This window comes from Gammaproteobacteria bacterium, from assembly GCA_035546635.1.
Taxonomy (GTDB): domain Bacteria; phylum Pseudomonadota; class Gammaproteobacteria; order JAURND01; family JAURND01; genus DASZWJ01.
On sequence record DASZWJ010000019.1, the window covers coordinates 99,836 to 114,823 of the forward strand.

At 43.2% G+C, this 14,988-nt stretch carries 15 protein-coding genes and 1 other RNA gene; 4 read left to right on the forward strand and 12 right to left on the reverse strand.

What is annotated here, in order from left to right; genetic code table 11:
• Positions 1-61 precede the first annotated feature (61 nt).
• Positions 62-676, reverse strand: coding sequence for a nucleotide exchange factor GrpE (gene grpE, locus VHE99_04475; protein HVV68278.1), 615 nt, complete (start codon positions 674-676; stop codon positions 62-64).
• Positions 677-811: 135 nt separating this feature from the next.
• Between grpE and prfB the strand changes: the two genes are divergently transcribed.
• The 3 genes from prfB to VHE99_04490 all read left to right on the forward strand — a co-directional run bounded on the left by prfB (position 812) and on the right by VHE99_04490 (position 3,836).
• Positions 812-1,913, forward strand: a protein-coding gene (gene prfB / locus VHE99_04480) for a peptide chain release factor 2 (protein HVV68279.1) whose coding sequence is annotated in 2 segments (ribosomal slippage) — positions 812-889 and positions 891-1,913 — 1,101 coding nt in all. Because the reading frame shifts where the segments join, the coding sequence is not laid out codon by codon here.
• Positions 1,914-1,969: 56 nt separating this feature from the next.
• Positions 1,970-3,475 carry a lysine--tRNA ligase gene (gene lysS, locus VHE99_04485; GenBank protein ID HVV68280.1) on the forward strand — a complete coding sequence of 502 codons (1,506 nt, stop codon included), beginning with the start codon at positions 1,970-1,972 and terminating at the stop codon, positions 3,473-3,475.
• 76 nt (positions 3,476-3,551) lie between these two features.
• Complete coding sequence (locus VHE99_04490; protein ID HVV68281.1) at positions 3,552-3,836, forward strand: hypothetical protein; 285 nt, start codon at positions 3,552-3,554, stop codon at positions 3,834-3,836.
• An 82-nt stretch (positions 3,837-3,918) separates the two neighbouring features.
• Here VHE99_04490 and VHE99_04495 read toward each other — a convergent pair whose 3' ends face one another.
• The 5 genes from VHE99_04495 to ffs all read right to left on the reverse strand — a co-directional run bounded on the left by VHE99_04495 (position 3,919) and on the right by ffs (position 7,829).
• Positions 3,919-4,764 (reverse strand): hypothetical protein, encoded by an 846-nt coding sequence (locus VHE99_04495; protein HVV68282.1) that lies wholly within the window; start codon positions 4,762-4,764, stop codon positions 3,919-3,921.
• Position 4,765: 1 nt separating this feature from the next.
• Positions 4,766-5,365 (reverse strand): recombination mediator RecR, encoded by a 600-nt coding sequence (gene recR / locus VHE99_04500; GenBank protein HVV68283.1) that lies wholly within the window; start codon positions 5,363-5,365, stop codon positions 4,766-4,768.
• Between the two features lie 64 nt (positions 5,366-5,429).
• Complete coding sequence (locus tag VHE99_04505) at positions 5,430-5,804, reverse strand: YbaB/EbfC family nucleoid-associated protein (GenBank protein ID HVV68284.1); 375 nt, start codon at positions 5,802-5,804, stop codon at positions 5,430-5,432.
• A 216-nt stretch (positions 5,805-6,020) separates the two neighbouring features.
• Positions 6,021-7,688 (reverse strand): DNA polymerase III subunit gamma/tau, encoded by a 1,668-nt coding sequence (gene dnaX / locus VHE99_04510; protein HVV68285.1) that lies wholly within the window; start codon positions 7,686-7,688, stop codon positions 6,021-6,023.
• Between the two features lie 45 nt (positions 7,689-7,733).
• Positions 7,734-7,829: signal recognition particle sRNA small type (gene ffs, locus VHE99_04515), an RNA gene on the reverse strand.
• Positions 7,830-8,133: 304 nt separating this feature from the next.
• Between ffs and VHE99_04520 the strand changes: the two genes are divergently transcribed.
• Entirely contained in the window at positions 8,134-9,009 is an 876-nt protein-coding gene (locus VHE99_04520; protein HVV68286.1) for a hypothetical protein, read from the forward strand.
• Between the two features lie 21 nt (positions 9,010-9,030).
• On the opposite strand, the gene trpA is transcribed toward VHE99_04520, so the two are convergent.
• From trpA to VHE99_04550, 6 genes are read right to left on the reverse strand one after another with little or no spacing between them, the layout of a single operon-like run.
• Positions 9,031-9,825 carry a tryptophan synthase subunit alpha gene (gene trpA, locus VHE99_04525; protein ID HVV68287.1) on the reverse strand — a complete coding sequence of 265 codons (795 nt, stop codon included), beginning with the start codon at positions 9,823-9,825 and terminating at the stop codon, positions 9,031-9,033.
• A 40-nt stretch (positions 9,826-9,865) separates the two neighbouring features.
• The gene (trpB, locus tag VHE99_04530; GenBank protein ID HVV68288.1) at positions 9,866-11,041 is read right to left on the reverse strand and encodes a tryptophan synthase subunit beta; all 1,176 of its coding nucleotides are present in this window, start codon (positions 11,039-11,041) and stop codon (positions 9,866-9,868) included.
• Positions 11,025-11,648, reverse strand: a complete 624-nt coding sequence (locus VHE99_04535; protein ID HVV68289.1) for a phosphoribosylanthranilate isomerase — start codon at positions 11,646-11,648, stop codon at positions 11,025-11,027. Before VHE99_04535 ends, trpB begins: the two co-directional genes overlap by 17 nt.
• Before the next feature lie 48 nt (positions 11,649-11,696).
• On the reverse strand, positions 11,697-12,470 hold the full coding sequence (locus VHE99_04540; protein HVV68290.1) for an indole-3-glycerol phosphate synthase TrpC: 774 nt from the start codon (positions 12,468-12,470) through the stop codon (positions 11,697-11,699).
• Entirely contained in the window at positions 12,463-13,488 is a 1,026-nt protein-coding gene (gene trpD, locus VHE99_04545; protein ID HVV68291.1) for an anthranilate phosphoribosyltransferase, read from the reverse strand. The genes VHE99_04540 and trpD overlap by 8 nt, the downstream gene beginning before the upstream one ends.
• 23 nt (positions 13,489-13,511) lie before the next feature.
• The gene (locus VHE99_04550) at positions 13,512-14,912 is read right to left on the reverse strand and encodes an MFS transporter (GenBank protein HVV68292.1); all 1,401 of its coding nucleotides are present in this window, start codon (positions 14,910-14,912) and stop codon (positions 13,512-13,514) included.
• Between the last annotated feature and the right edge of the window lie 76 nt (positions 14,913-14,988).

A 14,988-nucleotide genomic window follows, 5' to 3' on the forward strand; every position in this document is an offset into this window, starting at 1 on the left:
GGGGGGTATTCCCGCAATTTCAAGTTTCTATTGCCATGTCAGGACAGTTGGCGTGCAAAAATTAGGGTTTAGCTACTACAACGAGTGCAGGCCGGATCAAGCGGTCATTTAACAAATACCCTTTTTGTAAGACCTGAAGTACTGTGTTGGGTTGTGCTTCAGGATTTTCTTGCATTGAAATAGCCTGATGCAATTCAGGGTTGAATGGCTGATTCAGGGGGTCGACAGGCTTGACCCCAAATTTAGCTAGCGTATCTAAGAATAGTTTTAACGTCATTTGCAGGCCTTCGTTTACGCGTGCAGCAAATTCATTTTCGGTCACGTCCAGGGTTAAGCCGCGCTCCATGCTGTCGATAACAGGTAATAATTCGTTTATGAGGCGTTCTAAGCCGTATTTATGGGCATTGGCGATGTCTTTTTCAGTGCGTTTGCGGATGTTATCTAGATCAGCATGGGCGCGTAATAGTTGATTTTTATGCTCTTCAAGCGCGGAATTAGCGGCATTGAGCTTTTCTTCGGCTTCATTGAGTTTGGCTTCTAGTTCAGCGTAATCGGGATGTTCCAATGCGAGCGCTGCTGCCTCTGCTTTTATCTCCAAGCTTTGTGCTTGTGACTCTGGGCGTGCTTTGTCTTTGTGTTTTGCATGAAATTGTGGATTTTTGTCTTTATCGCTCATTCCGGCTTCTCCATATTCAATTGGGTGATTTTAATATAGGGATAGTTATTGGTTTTTCAAGTAAGGTTTACTTGTCATACAGAGCAAAAAAATGGTATACGAACGACAATATTTAAATTATAAAACAGGTGGTGCATGTCATTGGAAATCAACCCACAATTAGAGCGTATTAAAGACCTCACTTCACGTGCTACAGCGCTTCGGGGGTATCTTTGAAGTAGATCAAAAGCGTGAACGCTGGGAAGAGGTGGTTCGTCAGTTGGAAGATCCGGCATTATGGAATAGCCCCGATAAGGCTCAGGCTTTAGGACGGGAACGGGTACAACTGGAAACGTTGCTGACGGATTTTCAACAATTAGAGCAGCAGTTAGCCGATACTCGGGAATTATTAATGCTGGTTGCGGCAGAAAATGATTCAGTCACTTTTCAGGAGGTGGTGACGGATATTGATAAACTGACCCGAAAAGTAGAGGCGTTAGAGTTTGCGCGTATGTTTTCTGGGAATATGGATGTCAATAATGCTTATTTAGATATTCAATCAGGATCAGGGGGGACAGAGGCGCAGGATTGGGCGGAAATGTTATTGCGCATGTATTTGCGCTGGGGTGATAAACACGGTTTTAAAACGGAAATTCTTGAAGCTTCAGCCGGTGAGGTTGCCGGTATTAAAAGTGCGACGGTGCGTTTTGAGGGGCCTTATGCTTATGGTTGGTTGCGCACAGAAACCGGTGTGCACCGCTTGGTGCGTAAATCGCCATTTGATTCAGGTAACCGTCGGCATACTTCTTTTGCTTCGGTGTTTATTTCGCCCGAGGTTGATGATGATATTGTCGTAGATATTAATCCTGCGGATTTACGTGTGGATACATATCGTGCCAGCGGTGCTGGCGGTCAGCATGTTAATCGTACAGATTCAGCAGTGCGCATTACGCATTTGCCTACCAATATTGTTGTGCAATGCCAAAATGAACGCTCCCAGCATAAAAATCGAGCGCAGGCATTAAAGCAGTTGCGGGCACGTTTGTATGAATTGGAGTTGCAAAAGAAAACGGCTGAACAGAATGCTTTGGAAGCTTCTAAAGCGGATATTTCTTGGGGCAGCCAGATCCGTTCTTATGTTCTAGATGCTTCCCGTATTAAAGATTTACGTACCGGCGTAGAAACGACGAATACCCAGGCTGTGCTTGATGGGGATATTGATTTTTTTATTGAGGCAAGTTTGAAACAAGGGGTGTAAGAGACTGTCACCACCGGCGAAGATGATGACTTCCAATATTATTTAGGAACTATTGAATGACTACTGAAAATATATCCAATATAGATATCAATGAACAAATTGCGCAACGTCGCAGCAAATTACAAGATTTGCGCGAAGCAGGTAATGCTTTTCCCAATGATTTTCGTAAAGACGCATTTGCCAGTGACTTGTTGGAGCAATTTGCAGATAAAACCGATGCTGAGTTGGAAATTATGGCGCGAACGGTGCGAGTGGCCGGGCGTATTATGACGCGACGCGTGATGGGTAAGGCCAGCTTTGTGCATCTGCAAGATATGACAGGGCGCATTCAATTGTATGTTAAGCAAGAGATACTGTCAGATGCTATTTATGAACAATTTAAGCACTGGGATCTTGGAGATATTATTGGTGCTGAAGGCGTGTTGTTTAAAACTAAAACGGGCGAACTCAGCATTAAAGTGACGGAATTGTATTTATTAACAAAGGCATTACAACCATTACCGGACAAATATCATGGCTTGGCTGATGTGGAGATGCGTTATCGCCAGCGTTATGTGGATTTAATTGCGAATGAAGATGCGCGGCGGATTTTTAAAACACGCTCAGCAGTTGTCAGTGGGATTCGTGATTTTTTTACCACGCGGCGTTATATTGAGGTGGAAACACCTATGATGCATCCGATTCCAGGAGGTGCTGCAGCCAAACCATTTATTACCCATCACAATAGCTTAGATATGGATTTGTATTTGCGGATAGCACCGGAATTATATTTAAAGCGCTTGGTGGTAGGTGGTTTTGAGCGTGTATTTGAGATTAATCGCAACTTTCGTAATGAAGGTTTATCAACGCGACATAATCCTGAATTTACGATGCTGGAATTTTATCAGGCGTATGCGGATTATGAGGATTTAATGGATTTAACTGAAGAATTGATGCGTTATTTGGCCGAGACTATTTTGGGGAAATCGTTAATCACTTATCAAGATAAGGTTTATGATTTTTCTAAGCCATTTCGGCGTTTGACGCTAAAGCAAGCGTTATTATATTTTAATCCCACTGTATCTCTTGATGATATAGTTGATCTCGAGCGGGTTACCGCGGTCGCTCGAAAATTGGATATTGGGGTTACAGAGCAAGATGGGGTTGGAAAAATTCAGTATGGGATTTTTGAAAAAACTGTGGAGCCAAATTTGATGGAGCCGACGTTTATTACTGAATTTCCGACGGAAGTTTCGCCGTTAGCACGAAAGAATAATTATGATCCTGAGATTACCGATCGTTTTGAATTTTTTGTTGGTGGTAGAGAAATTGCGAATGGATTTTCAGAGTTGAATGATCCTGATGAACAAGCCGAGCGTTTTCGAGACCAGGTCAGGCATCGTGAAGGCGGGGATTTAGAAGCGATGGTATTTGATGCAGATTATATTCAGGCATTGGAATATGGTTTACCACCGACCGCAGGTGAGGGTATTGGTATTGATCGTCTGGTGATGTTGTTCACGGATTCAGCGTCAATTCGTGATGTGATTTTATTTCCGCAGATGCGCAAACAAGGTAGTTAATATGCTTTTTTAGCCTAACATTTTCTGATGTCCAGGCATATAATAACTTAATTATATACCAAAGTAAGAGGCATTTATGTCTAGACAGCAAGAAGAATCTATTGGGGACTCGATCAGAACAGCCAACCACAGTTTAAGGTTAATATTAGGAATAATAATTGGTGCCAATGGTTTGAGCAAGTCAGAAAATCCATTGGTTCAAGCAATGTCTGCATTAGTCTTTATAAGTTGCCTATATTTATATTGTAAAGATAGACAACAAGAAATAGAAGGTTCTTATATTCATGCTGATAAAAAGTCATCTACTTCTGGATATGGGCCAATAAATGATGATAATGATGATGAAAAACCATCCCCCTGAGGTAGATATCGGGGGAAACTAAATTAGGTGAGACAAAAACTAAATTTTTTGTTTTGGTTTTACTAAAGAGATGTGGGATCGTTCAGGAGCTGATTCCCTCTTGGACCACCCCTAGCAGCTGGCATTCTTGTGGTGTGGTATGTATAGCGTCAATCACAATACCTATTTCTTGTTGTTTATCATTATGCAATACATCTCCTGGTTTATAGGTTAGTTTAGTATTTAGAGTTATTAGCTCTAAGTGGCGTTTAACTTTTCCTAAGTAATGGGTGCGCGCGATAATTTCCTGACCCACATAACAGCCTTTGGTAAAACTGACTGCATTGAGTTGTGGATAGTTCAGCATATGCGGCGTGAATAAATCTGTAGTTTCGGGATAAATATTAGGAATGCTATTTTGAATATCCAGTAGACGCCAGGTAATCTCATCAGCGAGGGTATCATGGGGTATTAGTTTTTGTTGTATGGCATTAATGTGGGTTGGCGTTCCGAGAAGAATAAAGCGAGGTTCATTTCCAAGCACGCGAATACACAACCAATCTTCTCCGCTTACAACCTGATCGGGTTGTTCTGGCAGATTGCCTATCATTGTGGTCAGTAGGTTAGCGATATTTTCACCATAGCAGCCAATTATAATTAGGGCAGGTTCTTCTGCTAGTGTGACACGAGAGAAAGGAGCGAATTTGCCTAAGTGTTTCAAAGTCAGTTCCAGCATGTTGCGGGGCAATAATAAATAAAAATTATCCTGAAAGTGAATTACCCGCAGCGTTGTTAACACCCGTCCTTTAGCATTGCAATGCGCTGCGAGCCGGCTTTGCGTAGTTGTAATGTCATGTATATCGCAGGTGAGTTGGCCTTGTAAAAATGTATCTGATTTTGCGCCGGTGATTTTAATAAGAGATAAGTGGATGAGTGAGTTGTTATTCATTTTATAACTCTATCGCTGTTCTCAGAGTTAAGGCGCGGGATAAGGTGCCGGCGTCTAAATATCCGAGTTCCCCATCCAGGGGTACGCCATGAGCTATACGGCTACAGTGTATCGTAGTGCCTTTTAGTAAGTTGGCGATATAGTGGGCTGTGGCTTCGCCTTCTACGGTGGGGTTGGTGGCTAGTATTAATTCTTGGATGGATTCTTGTTGAATCAGCTTTTTTAAAGCCGGAATTTGAATTTCTTCGGGGCCTATGCCGTCTAAAGGTGAGAGATGACCCATCAACACGAAGTACAGGCCGTTATAGCTATGGGTTTGTTCTAAAGCATAGACATCCGCTGGGGTTTCAACGACACAGAGTTGCTGGCGGTTTCTGGATTTACTGGCGCATAGATCGCAGAATGGATTTTCTGAAAAAGTACGGCAGCGTTGGCAGTGGCCTACTTGGGTTAAAGCTTGATGTAAGGTGTTAGCTAGAATTAAACCAGCTTCACGTTGACGCTCCAGCAATTGAAAGGCGATGCGCTGCGCTGATTTGGGACCAACACCAGCCAAGCAGCGTAAATGATCTATGAGTTGCTGTACTAGGGGGGTAAACATAGAGTGGCTTTTTCACTGAGGTTTGCCATGCCGGCTTACGCCAGCATAGCACACAGGTTTTTGCTTAGTCTTCGTCTTTATTTTCACCAGACAAAGGCAGTCCAGATTTTTCATAGACTTTCATGACTTCACCTTGCATGGTGGTTTTGACTTTTTCCATTGCACTGTTAATCGCAGCGCGGGTCAGGTCTGCTAATACGGCTACGCCTTCTTCAGTAGCGCCTTTGCCAATCACGACTTTGGTGCATTCTTGTAAGCCATTAATAAAAACTTTAACAAAAATTTCATCAGAATCTTCTACTCCGCCAATACCGTAGATTTCTTTTCTGGCTAGTTCTTCTTGCATTTTTTGGAAGTGCTCAACCATTTCTTGGCCCTTGTCTTTCAAAAACTCCAATACTTGATTATTCATCATGCCAGGTAAGTTAGAATTGCTCATGTAAAAATTCCTCGTGCGGTAGTTAAGTTAAAAGGTGACTATTCACTCTCTAGCCGTCGTCCCGGCAGGAAGCCGGGATCCAGTTGATAGGAACATCAAAGTTTCGCTTTCGTGCGAACTGGATCCTGGCATCCTGCCGGGACGACGGTCTAAGATAGAGTACGAGTAGTTACGTTAAAGTAAAGTATCCTTTTCGCGTACTAATTTCCATCTCCATCATTCATCTTTCGTGGTGATGGTATTCGGGATGATTTGCGCGTTAAATTCCTTGATAAGCGTTTTAACGTGGGCATCATCATTTATTGATTGCACTGCATTAGCCTGTCTGTGTTCTTGTTTCTGTTTGTCCAGGCCAGCAGGGGTGGGCTGGGTAGAGTCGCCAATATCTATTTGTAAGTATAGCTCTTTTTTAAAGTAATCTGTTAAGGCTTTTTTTATACGTTGTGTAATCGTATTATTCAATAATGGCGCGTGTTGTTTGTCCAGCAGTAAGTGAATTTGCTCTGGGGTTTGGTGTGTCAGATTGCAATGTGAGGCTACGACTTGGGCTACGCCGTGCAGATCTAGGTTAGCTAATAATTGTTGCCAGTGTTCAGAACTTAGGGTTGAGGGTAATTCAGTTTGAGCTGGTGTTGAAACGGTGGCTGTTAATGTCGTTGGACTGGCTACTTGTGGCTTTGCAGGTTGTGGTTGTGGAGCGGTAGTGGGGCGCATGGGTTGGGCAGGAGTTGCAGTAGGGGTGTTAGCAATCGCTGCTGATTGCGGGACTTTAGCCGTAGCAGTAAAGGCATCTAAAAAAGACTGTGGCTTAAAAGCTGCCATACGCAATAAAATCATTTCAAAACCGCCGCGCGGTGTGGGCGCTAAAGGCAAGTCGCGTCTGCCAATTAGACCAATTTGGTAATAAAGCTGGATTTCTTCGGCACTAAATTGTGCTGCCAGGGCTTGAAGGTTAGGCCAGACGCTTTCAGCCCTAGGGGGTAGATCAGGTATAGCTTGTTGCAAGGCAATCTGGTGCAGGGCAGATAATAGTTCTTCTAGAACGGCTTGAAAATCTGCTCCCGAAGCAGCTAATTCTGAGATGATATCTAACAAGCGCTGGATATTTTTATCAATCAGAGTGTTGAGCAAGGTCAGAATGAGCTCTGGTTCAGTGCGGCCTAATAGCAATTTGGTTTCTTGGGTAGTTAACTGACCATTGCCATAAGCAATGGCTTGGTCTAATAGACTTAAGGCATCACGCATACTGCCTTCTGCGGCCTGTGCAAGAATCGGTAAACTGCCTGGTTCGTAAGCAATTTGCTCCTGATCTAATATGTGGCTTAGCTGATTGCTGATTTGCTCAACAGACAAGTTTTTTAAATGAAACTGCAGGCAGCGTGACAAAATGGTAATAGGTAAGCGTTGAGGGTCAGTAGTAGCTAGCAGGAATTTGATATGCGGAGGTGGTTCTTCCAGGGTTTTTAAGAGCGCATTAAAGCTATGGTTAGACAGCATATGCACTTCGTCAATCAGGTAGATTTTATACCGACCTTGGGTAGGTGCATATTGGACATTATCCAGCAATTCGCGGGTATCTTCGACTTTGGTGCGGGAGGCGGCATCGACTTCCAATAGATCTAGGAATCGGCCTTGGTCTATGGCTTGACAGGCCTGGCATTGACCACAGGGTTTAGAAGTAACCCCTTGTTCGCAATTGAGGCATTTGGAAAACAGGCGCGCTAAGCTGGTTTTACCTACACCGCGGGTGCCGGTAAATAGATAGGCGTGATGTAAACGGTTTTGGTCTAGGGCATTAATGAGGGCGCGTACAACGGGGGTTTGGCCTACGACCTCAGTAAAGCTGCGGGGACGCCATTTGCGTGCTAAAACTTGGTAGTTCATATGCGCAGGGTCTTGAGGTGCGTAGTTAGATAAAAAGGTGGGCAACTGACTTAGCCTTACTACGCACCTGAATCTACTGCTGCCGCTGCTCCCTTCCGGGCCTGACGGGGTTCACAATATATCACTGCGGAGGGACCAAATGAGCCGCCCATGTTCTAATTATGGCTTAGGAATTACTTGGAGAAGCAATGGATTTTGCCAAATTTTCAGCATTTTACAAGGTTGGGAGGGAGATGGCAAGTATTGTCCGTGAACCAAGTATTTGATTTTGTAAGTTTTACTTCGGTTTGGTAGGAATTATTGTTATAATGTAAAATTCTAGTGATTAAGGTAGATATTTAATGTGCTTAGCTCGCGTGAACGTTTTAAGAAGCGAAGAAAATTTAACTTCGCAATACCGTTAATAATAGCCGCTGTCTTCATTTTTTTATTGGTCGCACTGCGCTTGCAGCGAATGTTGCCTAATTCTAAGCCTGAGCCTAAATTTAAACCTTTCAATCCAAAAGATCCTTCCACTCTCCCCATCTATGAAGGTCCCAGTGTGCGTGTGCTTTTTGAAGATATACGCAATCCAACGGTTAGATATGATTTAGTCACAGAAAAAGATATTTTCTTTTCAGATAGCATGTATCGCAGAGAGGCCAGAAAAGAGGTCAAAAAAAAGAATCAGAGTTATGTTTCTCCAGCTCGTCATACGTTATATAACGAACCGCTTTATGGATTCTCAGGATGTATGAATCTTAGAGATGCGTATTCTTATGGTAAATCAAAAACACCACAGTCGGGACGTTTAACATTGTATGCTGGCATTCGACCTGTTGAAGATAAAGATACTTCACGTTATAAAGTCTTTGCGAATAAATATATTGAACTGGATCGTGGGGGAGACTATGGAAATGGAGTTGCGTTACGACGTTTTTTGCATCTAAATGCTAACCCCTTTAGTTATGAAAATGAAATTTATCATTTATATGCGCACAATGGTGAGATTTTAGAAAAACCGCTAAATGGCACAATGATGAATTACTCGGAACTGGTTGATTGGGCAATTAGTTCTGAAGAAATAGAGAAAGCGCTGCGAGGTGAATTGGTTAGAAATTATTTTGATAACCAACCCATTAATGTCACTTTATGGGAGGAGATACATAATAAAAAGTCTCGTCAGAATGAATATAAAGCAGGATATAAAAAATTTTCTATTTTTCATAATTCTCGCCAGCCAGATCATCCACCTCAAACTATTGTTGATCAAACGCTCGTCAAAAAAGATGACTTAAGGCAAATTCCCACCCCAGTAACAGGTAGAAGTTTTAGCTCTTGATCGTATTAGTTGGCACAGACACTAGCGTGCTATTGCCTTAACCGATTGACAAAGTGTCTGAGCTAAGCGCATGAAAGGCGTAATTTTTTCTTGTTGGTAAGTATTTTCGAGGGTATTTACCAATGCGCTGCCTACGATAACGCCATCACAAAATTGCGCTACAGTATGGGCTTGTTCGGGAGTTGAAATGCCAAAGCCGGCGCATACTGGTAGTTTGAGATTTTTTTTCACTGCGACTAATTCTTCTTGTAGATGTTGTGGCAAATCTTTTTGTATGCCGGTAACGCCTAGGCGTGATACATAATATAAAAAAGTCGGGGGCAAGGCTTGGTAATAACTATAGCGTTCGGGTTTGGTGGTAGGAGAGGCAAGAAAAATCATGCCAATGCCGTGTTTTTTTAGTAGGTTGTATAACTCACTGGCTTCTTCTGGTGGTAAATCTACAACTAGGACGCTGTCTATTTGCGCGGCTTTAGCTTGTTCAGCAAAAAGCTCAAAGCCTAGGTGTAGGATGGGGTTTAAATAGCTGAAGATAATGAGCGGTATAGTGCAACCTTCGGCGCGTAATTCTGTTATGAGCTCTAGACATTGGCTGAGTGTAGTGCCTTGTTTTAATGCGGTTTCGGCAGCTCTTTGATTGACTGGGCCGTCAGCTATAGGATCGGAAAAGGGGATGCCGATTTCAATGGCGTCCACGCCGATTTTTTCCAGTTCCAGGATTAAGTTGAAGGTGGTTCTTAAATTGGGATGGCCGGCCATGATAAACGGAATGAAGGCGGGGGTGTGGGGTTGTTGAAAATATTCGGTGAGGTTCATTGCGGTTCCGTTGTTGTTTAATTAGGTTGACCAACGAGAATTACAGCTTAAGCTGCTGCGCCAGTGTTTCCATATCTTTATCACCGCGACCGGATAGGTTTACTATCATGATGCCATCTTTTAGCTTGGGAGCAATTTTAAGTGCATAAGCCAGCGCGTGAGCGCTTTCCAGGGCTGGGATAATACCTTCGTGGCGGGCTAAAGTGAGGGTGGCTTCTAAAGCTTCTTGGTCAGTGGCATAAGTGTATTGTACACGACCCTGGTCATGCAAAAATGCGTGTTCAGGGCCCACGGCGGGATAATCCAAGCCAGCAGAAATACTGTGAGTTTTTTGAACTTGCCCATGTTCATCTTGTAACAAATAGGTCTTGGTTCCCTGCAGTACACCAATGGAACCACCGGCAAATCGTGCCGCATGTTGTTCGGGTTCAATACCATGTCCACCTGCTTCAACACCGGTCATTTTGACGCTGTCGTCATTTAAAAATGCTGAAAATAAGCCAATGGCATTACTGCCGCCGCCTACGCAGGCGACTAATTCATCCGGCAGACGTCCACATTGTGCAAGAATTTGCCTGCGTGCTTCGATACCGATAATTTTTTGAAAATCTCTGACGATGGTGGGGTAGGGGTGGGGCCCCAGCGCTGAGCCTAAGACATAATAGGAATCATGCACATGGGTGACCCAGTCGCGCATGGCTTCGGAAGTTGCGTCTTTTAAAGTTTGGGTGCCATTGTAAACCGGTTTTACTTCTGCGCCTAATAAGCGCATACGCACGACATTGAGTCTTTGTCGCTCCATATCGACTGCGCCCATGTACACGGTGCAGGATAAGCCTAATAAAGCAGCCGCAGTTGCTGTGGCTACGCCATGTTGTCCGGCGCCCGTTTCTGCCAGCAGATGTTTTTTTCCCATGCGTTTGGCGAGTAAAGCTTGTCCGAGCGTATTATTAATTTTATGGGCTCCGGTATGTGCTAGGTCTTCGCGTTTCAGATAAATCCGCGCGCCCTTCAAATGTTGGGTTAAACGTTGTGCAAAAGTCAGCGCTGTGGGTCTGCCGACGAAATGATGTAAATAGTCTTGTAACTCTTGTTGGAAATCATCGGTTTGAACAAATTTACAATAGGCTGCTTCTAATTCCGCAAGCGGTGTCATTAGGGTTTCTGGCGCAAAACAGCCGCCGTAGTCGCCAAAATAGTCAGGCAGTTTGGACATGATTTTTTACCTTCTCAAAGAGTTGGCGCATTAGATTCAGATTTTTTTTTCCTGGAGAGCTTTCAATACCACTACAAATATCCAAGGCGAAAGGTTGTACTTGTTGAATAGCAGCGACAGCATTATCAGGATTGATGCCGCCGGCCAAAATCAGTTTGACTCTTTGCGCCAAGGATCTGGCGACTTCCCAATTGGCTTTTCTGCCGGTGCCGCCCATAAGGCAGGAAGTATCTTTGGGTGCGTCAATTAATATCATGCTGTAGTCTTTTAGTGGGCCAAGTTCAGGCAGTTCATGGGTATTTTCGGGGCGGGTAACCAGAACCATTTCTTGCTTCAGTTGTGCCGAACAAGAATAATCTTCATAAACTTGCAGCAATGTTAAACCGATTTGTTGTTTTAAAGAAAGTATCTCGTCTAAAGGTTGATTGATGAATATACCCATAGTGATTAGGGTGGGTGGAAGTTGCTTGATAATTTCTGCTGCTGCTTCTTTAGTGATATAGCGAGGAGAGGGCGGATAAAAATTAAATCCCAGCGCCCAGGCGCCAGCATGGTATGCTGCTAGGGCATCTTCAAGGTTAGTGATGCCGCAGATTTTGATGTGCATGGTGGGCTCCCAGTTATAGCTGTCATCCTGAGTAGCAAAGGATGCCAGCTAATTATTATTGAGTAAATTTCTTAACGCAACACCTGGCGTACCGGTCTTCATGAAATGTGAACCAATTAAAAACCCCTGAAAGCCCAATTGTTTTAAATGCACAAGTTGTTCCGACTGAGTAATGCCGCTTTCACTGATGGCAATGACATCTTGAGGTATTTGGGAAATTAGTGTATCGGAGTGACTCATATTGATTTTTAGGCTGCGCAGATCGCGGTTATTGATGCCAATCAGTTGTGGTTTTAATTTTAGTGCAGTCGTCAATTCCGCTTCACTATGCACCTCAATTAAAGGCGTAAGACTTAATTCCAAGGCTTTATGATATAAAAGTTCAAGATCAGTTTCTGATAAAAAAGCCACAATTAACAAAATTGCATCAGCGCCCGCAATGCGCCCTTGCAGCAGTTGCGTTTCACTTAAGACAAAATCTTTCATTAATAAATACGCATCGGGAAATTGCTTGCGCACTTGCTGTAAATAAGTGATATCGCCTTTAAAATATTCAGGTTCAGTTAGAATAGATAATGCAGCTGCGCCATTTGCAAGATATTGTTGTGCAATTTCTACCGCTGTGGCGCCTTTTAGTATCACACCTGCAGAGGGACTCGCAAATTTAATTTCGGCGATAATGGGAAACTGGTGTAGTTTGAAAATATTTAAAAAATTTTGTGGCTGTCTAGCATGAGCTGCCTGTTCACGCAGAGTGTTTAAGTTTAAACCTTGAACGCGTTGCTCTGTTGATCGGTAAATGGTTTTTAAAAAATCATGCATAAGCTTTGGGGTCGCTCAGTTTGTTCAATAATGACCAGGCGCTGCCGTCATCAATTGCCCGTGTCGCCAATTGAATGCCTTCATTAAAATTGCTGACACGATCTGCAACTATAAAACCTGCGGCGGCATTTAGAATAACAATATCGCGTTGTGGGCTTGGGGCTCGATTAGAAAAGATATTTCTTATAATGGCGGCGTTTTCGTGAGCATCGCCGCCGGTAATGTCAGCAAGATTGCAGCGTTGCAGGCCAAAATCTTCCGGTTGCACAGTATATTTCTTAATGTGATTATTTTTCAAGTGCACAATGTGTGTGGGGCTGCTGAGCGATATTTCATCCATGCCATCGACGCTGTGGACTACCATGACATGGATAGAACCAGCAGCTTTCAGGGCTTCAATGAGTGTTAGTGCTGGTTTATCGCTATATAAACCTATCACCTGACGTTGTACTTGTGCGGGATTTGCAAGGGGTGCTAAGAGATTGAAGAAAGTACGTATGCCGAGTTCACGGCGTAAACCGCTGATATTTTTAAGTAAAGGATTAAAAAAAGGCGCAAATAAAAACGCGAAATGATGCCGTGTTAAACTATTAATAATTGCGCTAGGTTGCTCAAAACGCGGAATATTTAGTATTTCTAAAACGTCAGCGCTTCCCGATAAACTGGTTACAGAGCGTCCGCCATGTTTAGCCACATGAATGCCGGTACTTGCTACTACGATGCTAGCGGCTGTAGAAATATTGAAGGTTTTGAGTTTATCTCCACCCGTGCCGACTATATCAATCATTGGAGAAGTGTGTGTAGTATTTATTGGCAGCGCGTTTTGTTTAATAAACTGCAAAAAACCGGTTAATTCTTCAGCCGTTTCTCCGTGCGCAGCTAGCATGGCTAGAAACGCAGCACGTTGGGTGTCAGGTGTTTCGCTTGCGCTCATCAGCTGTAAGGCGGCATAAGCTTGTTCTGCATTTAAAGTTAAACCTTGTTGGATTTTTTGCAATATATCGTTAAAGGTGTTCATAGTTTATGCCTAATTGGATAGCTTCATTTAGCCTCGCGTACCAACATTTCCAATCCATCCCCAGGTTTTAAAGCGGTGAAGATGATGATGGAGATCATAGTTACCACACCCAAGGTAAAGAAAGTATGCTGAAATGTCCCTGTAGTTAGCAACGAGCCTGCCGCTGTACGACTAGCGGCAAACAAATGCAGGCATAATGCTGCGGCAGCGACGCCGAAACTTTGGGATAACTGTTGTAAAGTGCTCATAATACTGGTTGCAGCACTGAGATCCTCTGTAGCAATTCCCGCATAAGCTAAAGTATTCATGCCGGTATACTGAATCGAGGTTAAAAATCCAAATATAAAAGTCAGACTGACGATCATTGCAATCGATGTGTCTTGGGTAATCAGCATAAGCGACCACAGTGACACTCCGACAAACAGCGTATTGATAATTAATAATTTCTTATAACCCAGTACCCGTAATAAAGGCAATGAAACTTGCTTGGCTATTAGCAATCCGCCAGCAATAGGCGCAACTAATAATCCAGATTCATAAGAAGAGTAGCCCAATACTACTTGTAATAATAGCGGTACTAAAAAAGGTATGCCGGAAAAACCCAGTCTAGCCCATAAATTAGCGGAAATTGCCGTTTTAAAAGTACGATAGCGCAGCAGAGCAGTTTTGACTATGGGATACGATTGATGTCTTGAATGCCAGATATAAAGAAAAAATACCAATATAGAAGCAGCAATAATCATAGTAGCCAGCAGGCTGTATGAAGTAGATTGGCTAATCAGTGCTATACCAAAAGTGAACCCGGCAAGACTGCCGCCAAATAGTATAAATCCAAGTAAATCCAGAGGTGGCGTTTCTTGCTGCAGTATATCCGGCAAGCTATGTTGGATCATCACAATAGCAGCCAAGCCAATTGGAATATTAATCCAAAAAATCCATGACCAGGAGAAATAATAAGTGAGTATACCGCCTATAACGGGTCCTAACATTGAGCCTATAGAGGCAATGGTGATGACGCGATTCATCACTCCGACGATTTTATTGCGTGGAAAAGTACGCACGATAATAAGTCGCCCCACAGGTAGCATCATAGCCCCACCAATGCCTTGAACACTTCGGGCGATAATTAATTCCAGCAGATTATGGGCAAAACCGCACCATAACGAACTGGCGGTGAAAATCGCTAAGGCATAAGTAAAAACTCGTTTGGCGCCAAATTTATCTGCCACCCAGCCACTGATAGGAATAAAGATAGCTAATGCCATCAAATAACTAATCAAGGCAATTTTCATATCAACAGGGTTTACTTTGAGATGAGCAGCCATTGTGGGTATGGCGGTATTAATGATAGTGACATCCAGGGCTTGCATAAGCGAAGCTAAGGAAATAATGAAAGGAATTATTTTTTTGGAAACGGGTTGCATGATTATGAGATCGTGGCTGCTTTTGATATAATCCTGACTTTTTTGTCTATGGTCAAACTAGCCATAAAATAGCCCT

Excerpts from the sequence above, each read along its gene's own strand:
- VHE99_04490 (HVV68281.1), top strand. The coding sequence starts at position 3,552 with ATGTCTAGACAGCAAGAAGAATCTATTGGGGACTCGATCAGAACAGCC.
- VHE99_04505 (HVV68284.1), bottom strand. The coding sequence starts at position 5,804 with ATGAGCAATTCTAACTTACCTGGCATGATGAATAATCAAGTATTGGAG.
- grpE (HVV68278.1), bottom strand. The coding sequence starts at position 676 with ATGAGCGATAAAGACAAAAATCCACAATTTCATGCAAAACACAAAGAC.
- trpD (HVV68291.1), bottom strand. The coding sequence starts at position 13,488 with ATGAACACCTTTAACGATATATTGCAAAAAATCCAACAAGGTTTAACT.
- recR (HVV68283.1), bottom strand. The coding sequence starts at position 5,365 with ATGTTTACCCCCCTAGTACAGCAACTCATAGATCATTTACGCTGCTTG.
- trpA (HVV68287.1), bottom strand. The coding sequence starts at position 9,825 with ATGAACCTCACCGAATATTTTCAACAACCCCACACCCCCGCCTTCATT.
- VHE99_04495 (HVV68282.1), bottom strand. The coding sequence starts at position 4,764 with ATGAATAACAACTCACTCATCCACTTATCTCTTATTAAAATCACCGGC.
- trpB (HVV68288.1), bottom strand. The coding sequence starts at position 11,041 with ATGTCCAAACTGCCTGACTATTTTGGCGACTACGGCGGCTGTTTTGCG.
- VHE99_04550 (HVV68292.1), bottom strand. The coding sequence starts at position 14,912 with ATGCAACCCGTTTCCAAAAAAATAATTCCTTTCATTATTTCCTTAGCT.
- VHE99_04535 (HVV68289.1), bottom strand. The coding sequence starts at position 11,648 with ATGCACATCAAAATCTGCGGCATCACTAACCTTGAAGATGCCCTAGCA.
- VHE99_04540 (HVV68290.1), bottom strand. The coding sequence starts at position 12,470 with ATGCATGATTTTTTAAAAACCATTTACCGATCAACAGAGCAACGCGTT.
- lysS (HVV68280.1), top strand. The coding sequence starts at position 1,970 with ATGACTACTGAAAATATATCCAATATAGATATCAATGAACAAATTGCG.
- dnaX (HVV68285.1), bottom strand. The coding sequence starts at position 7,688 with ATGAACTACCAAGTTTTAGCACGCAAATGGCGTCCCCGCAGCTTTACT.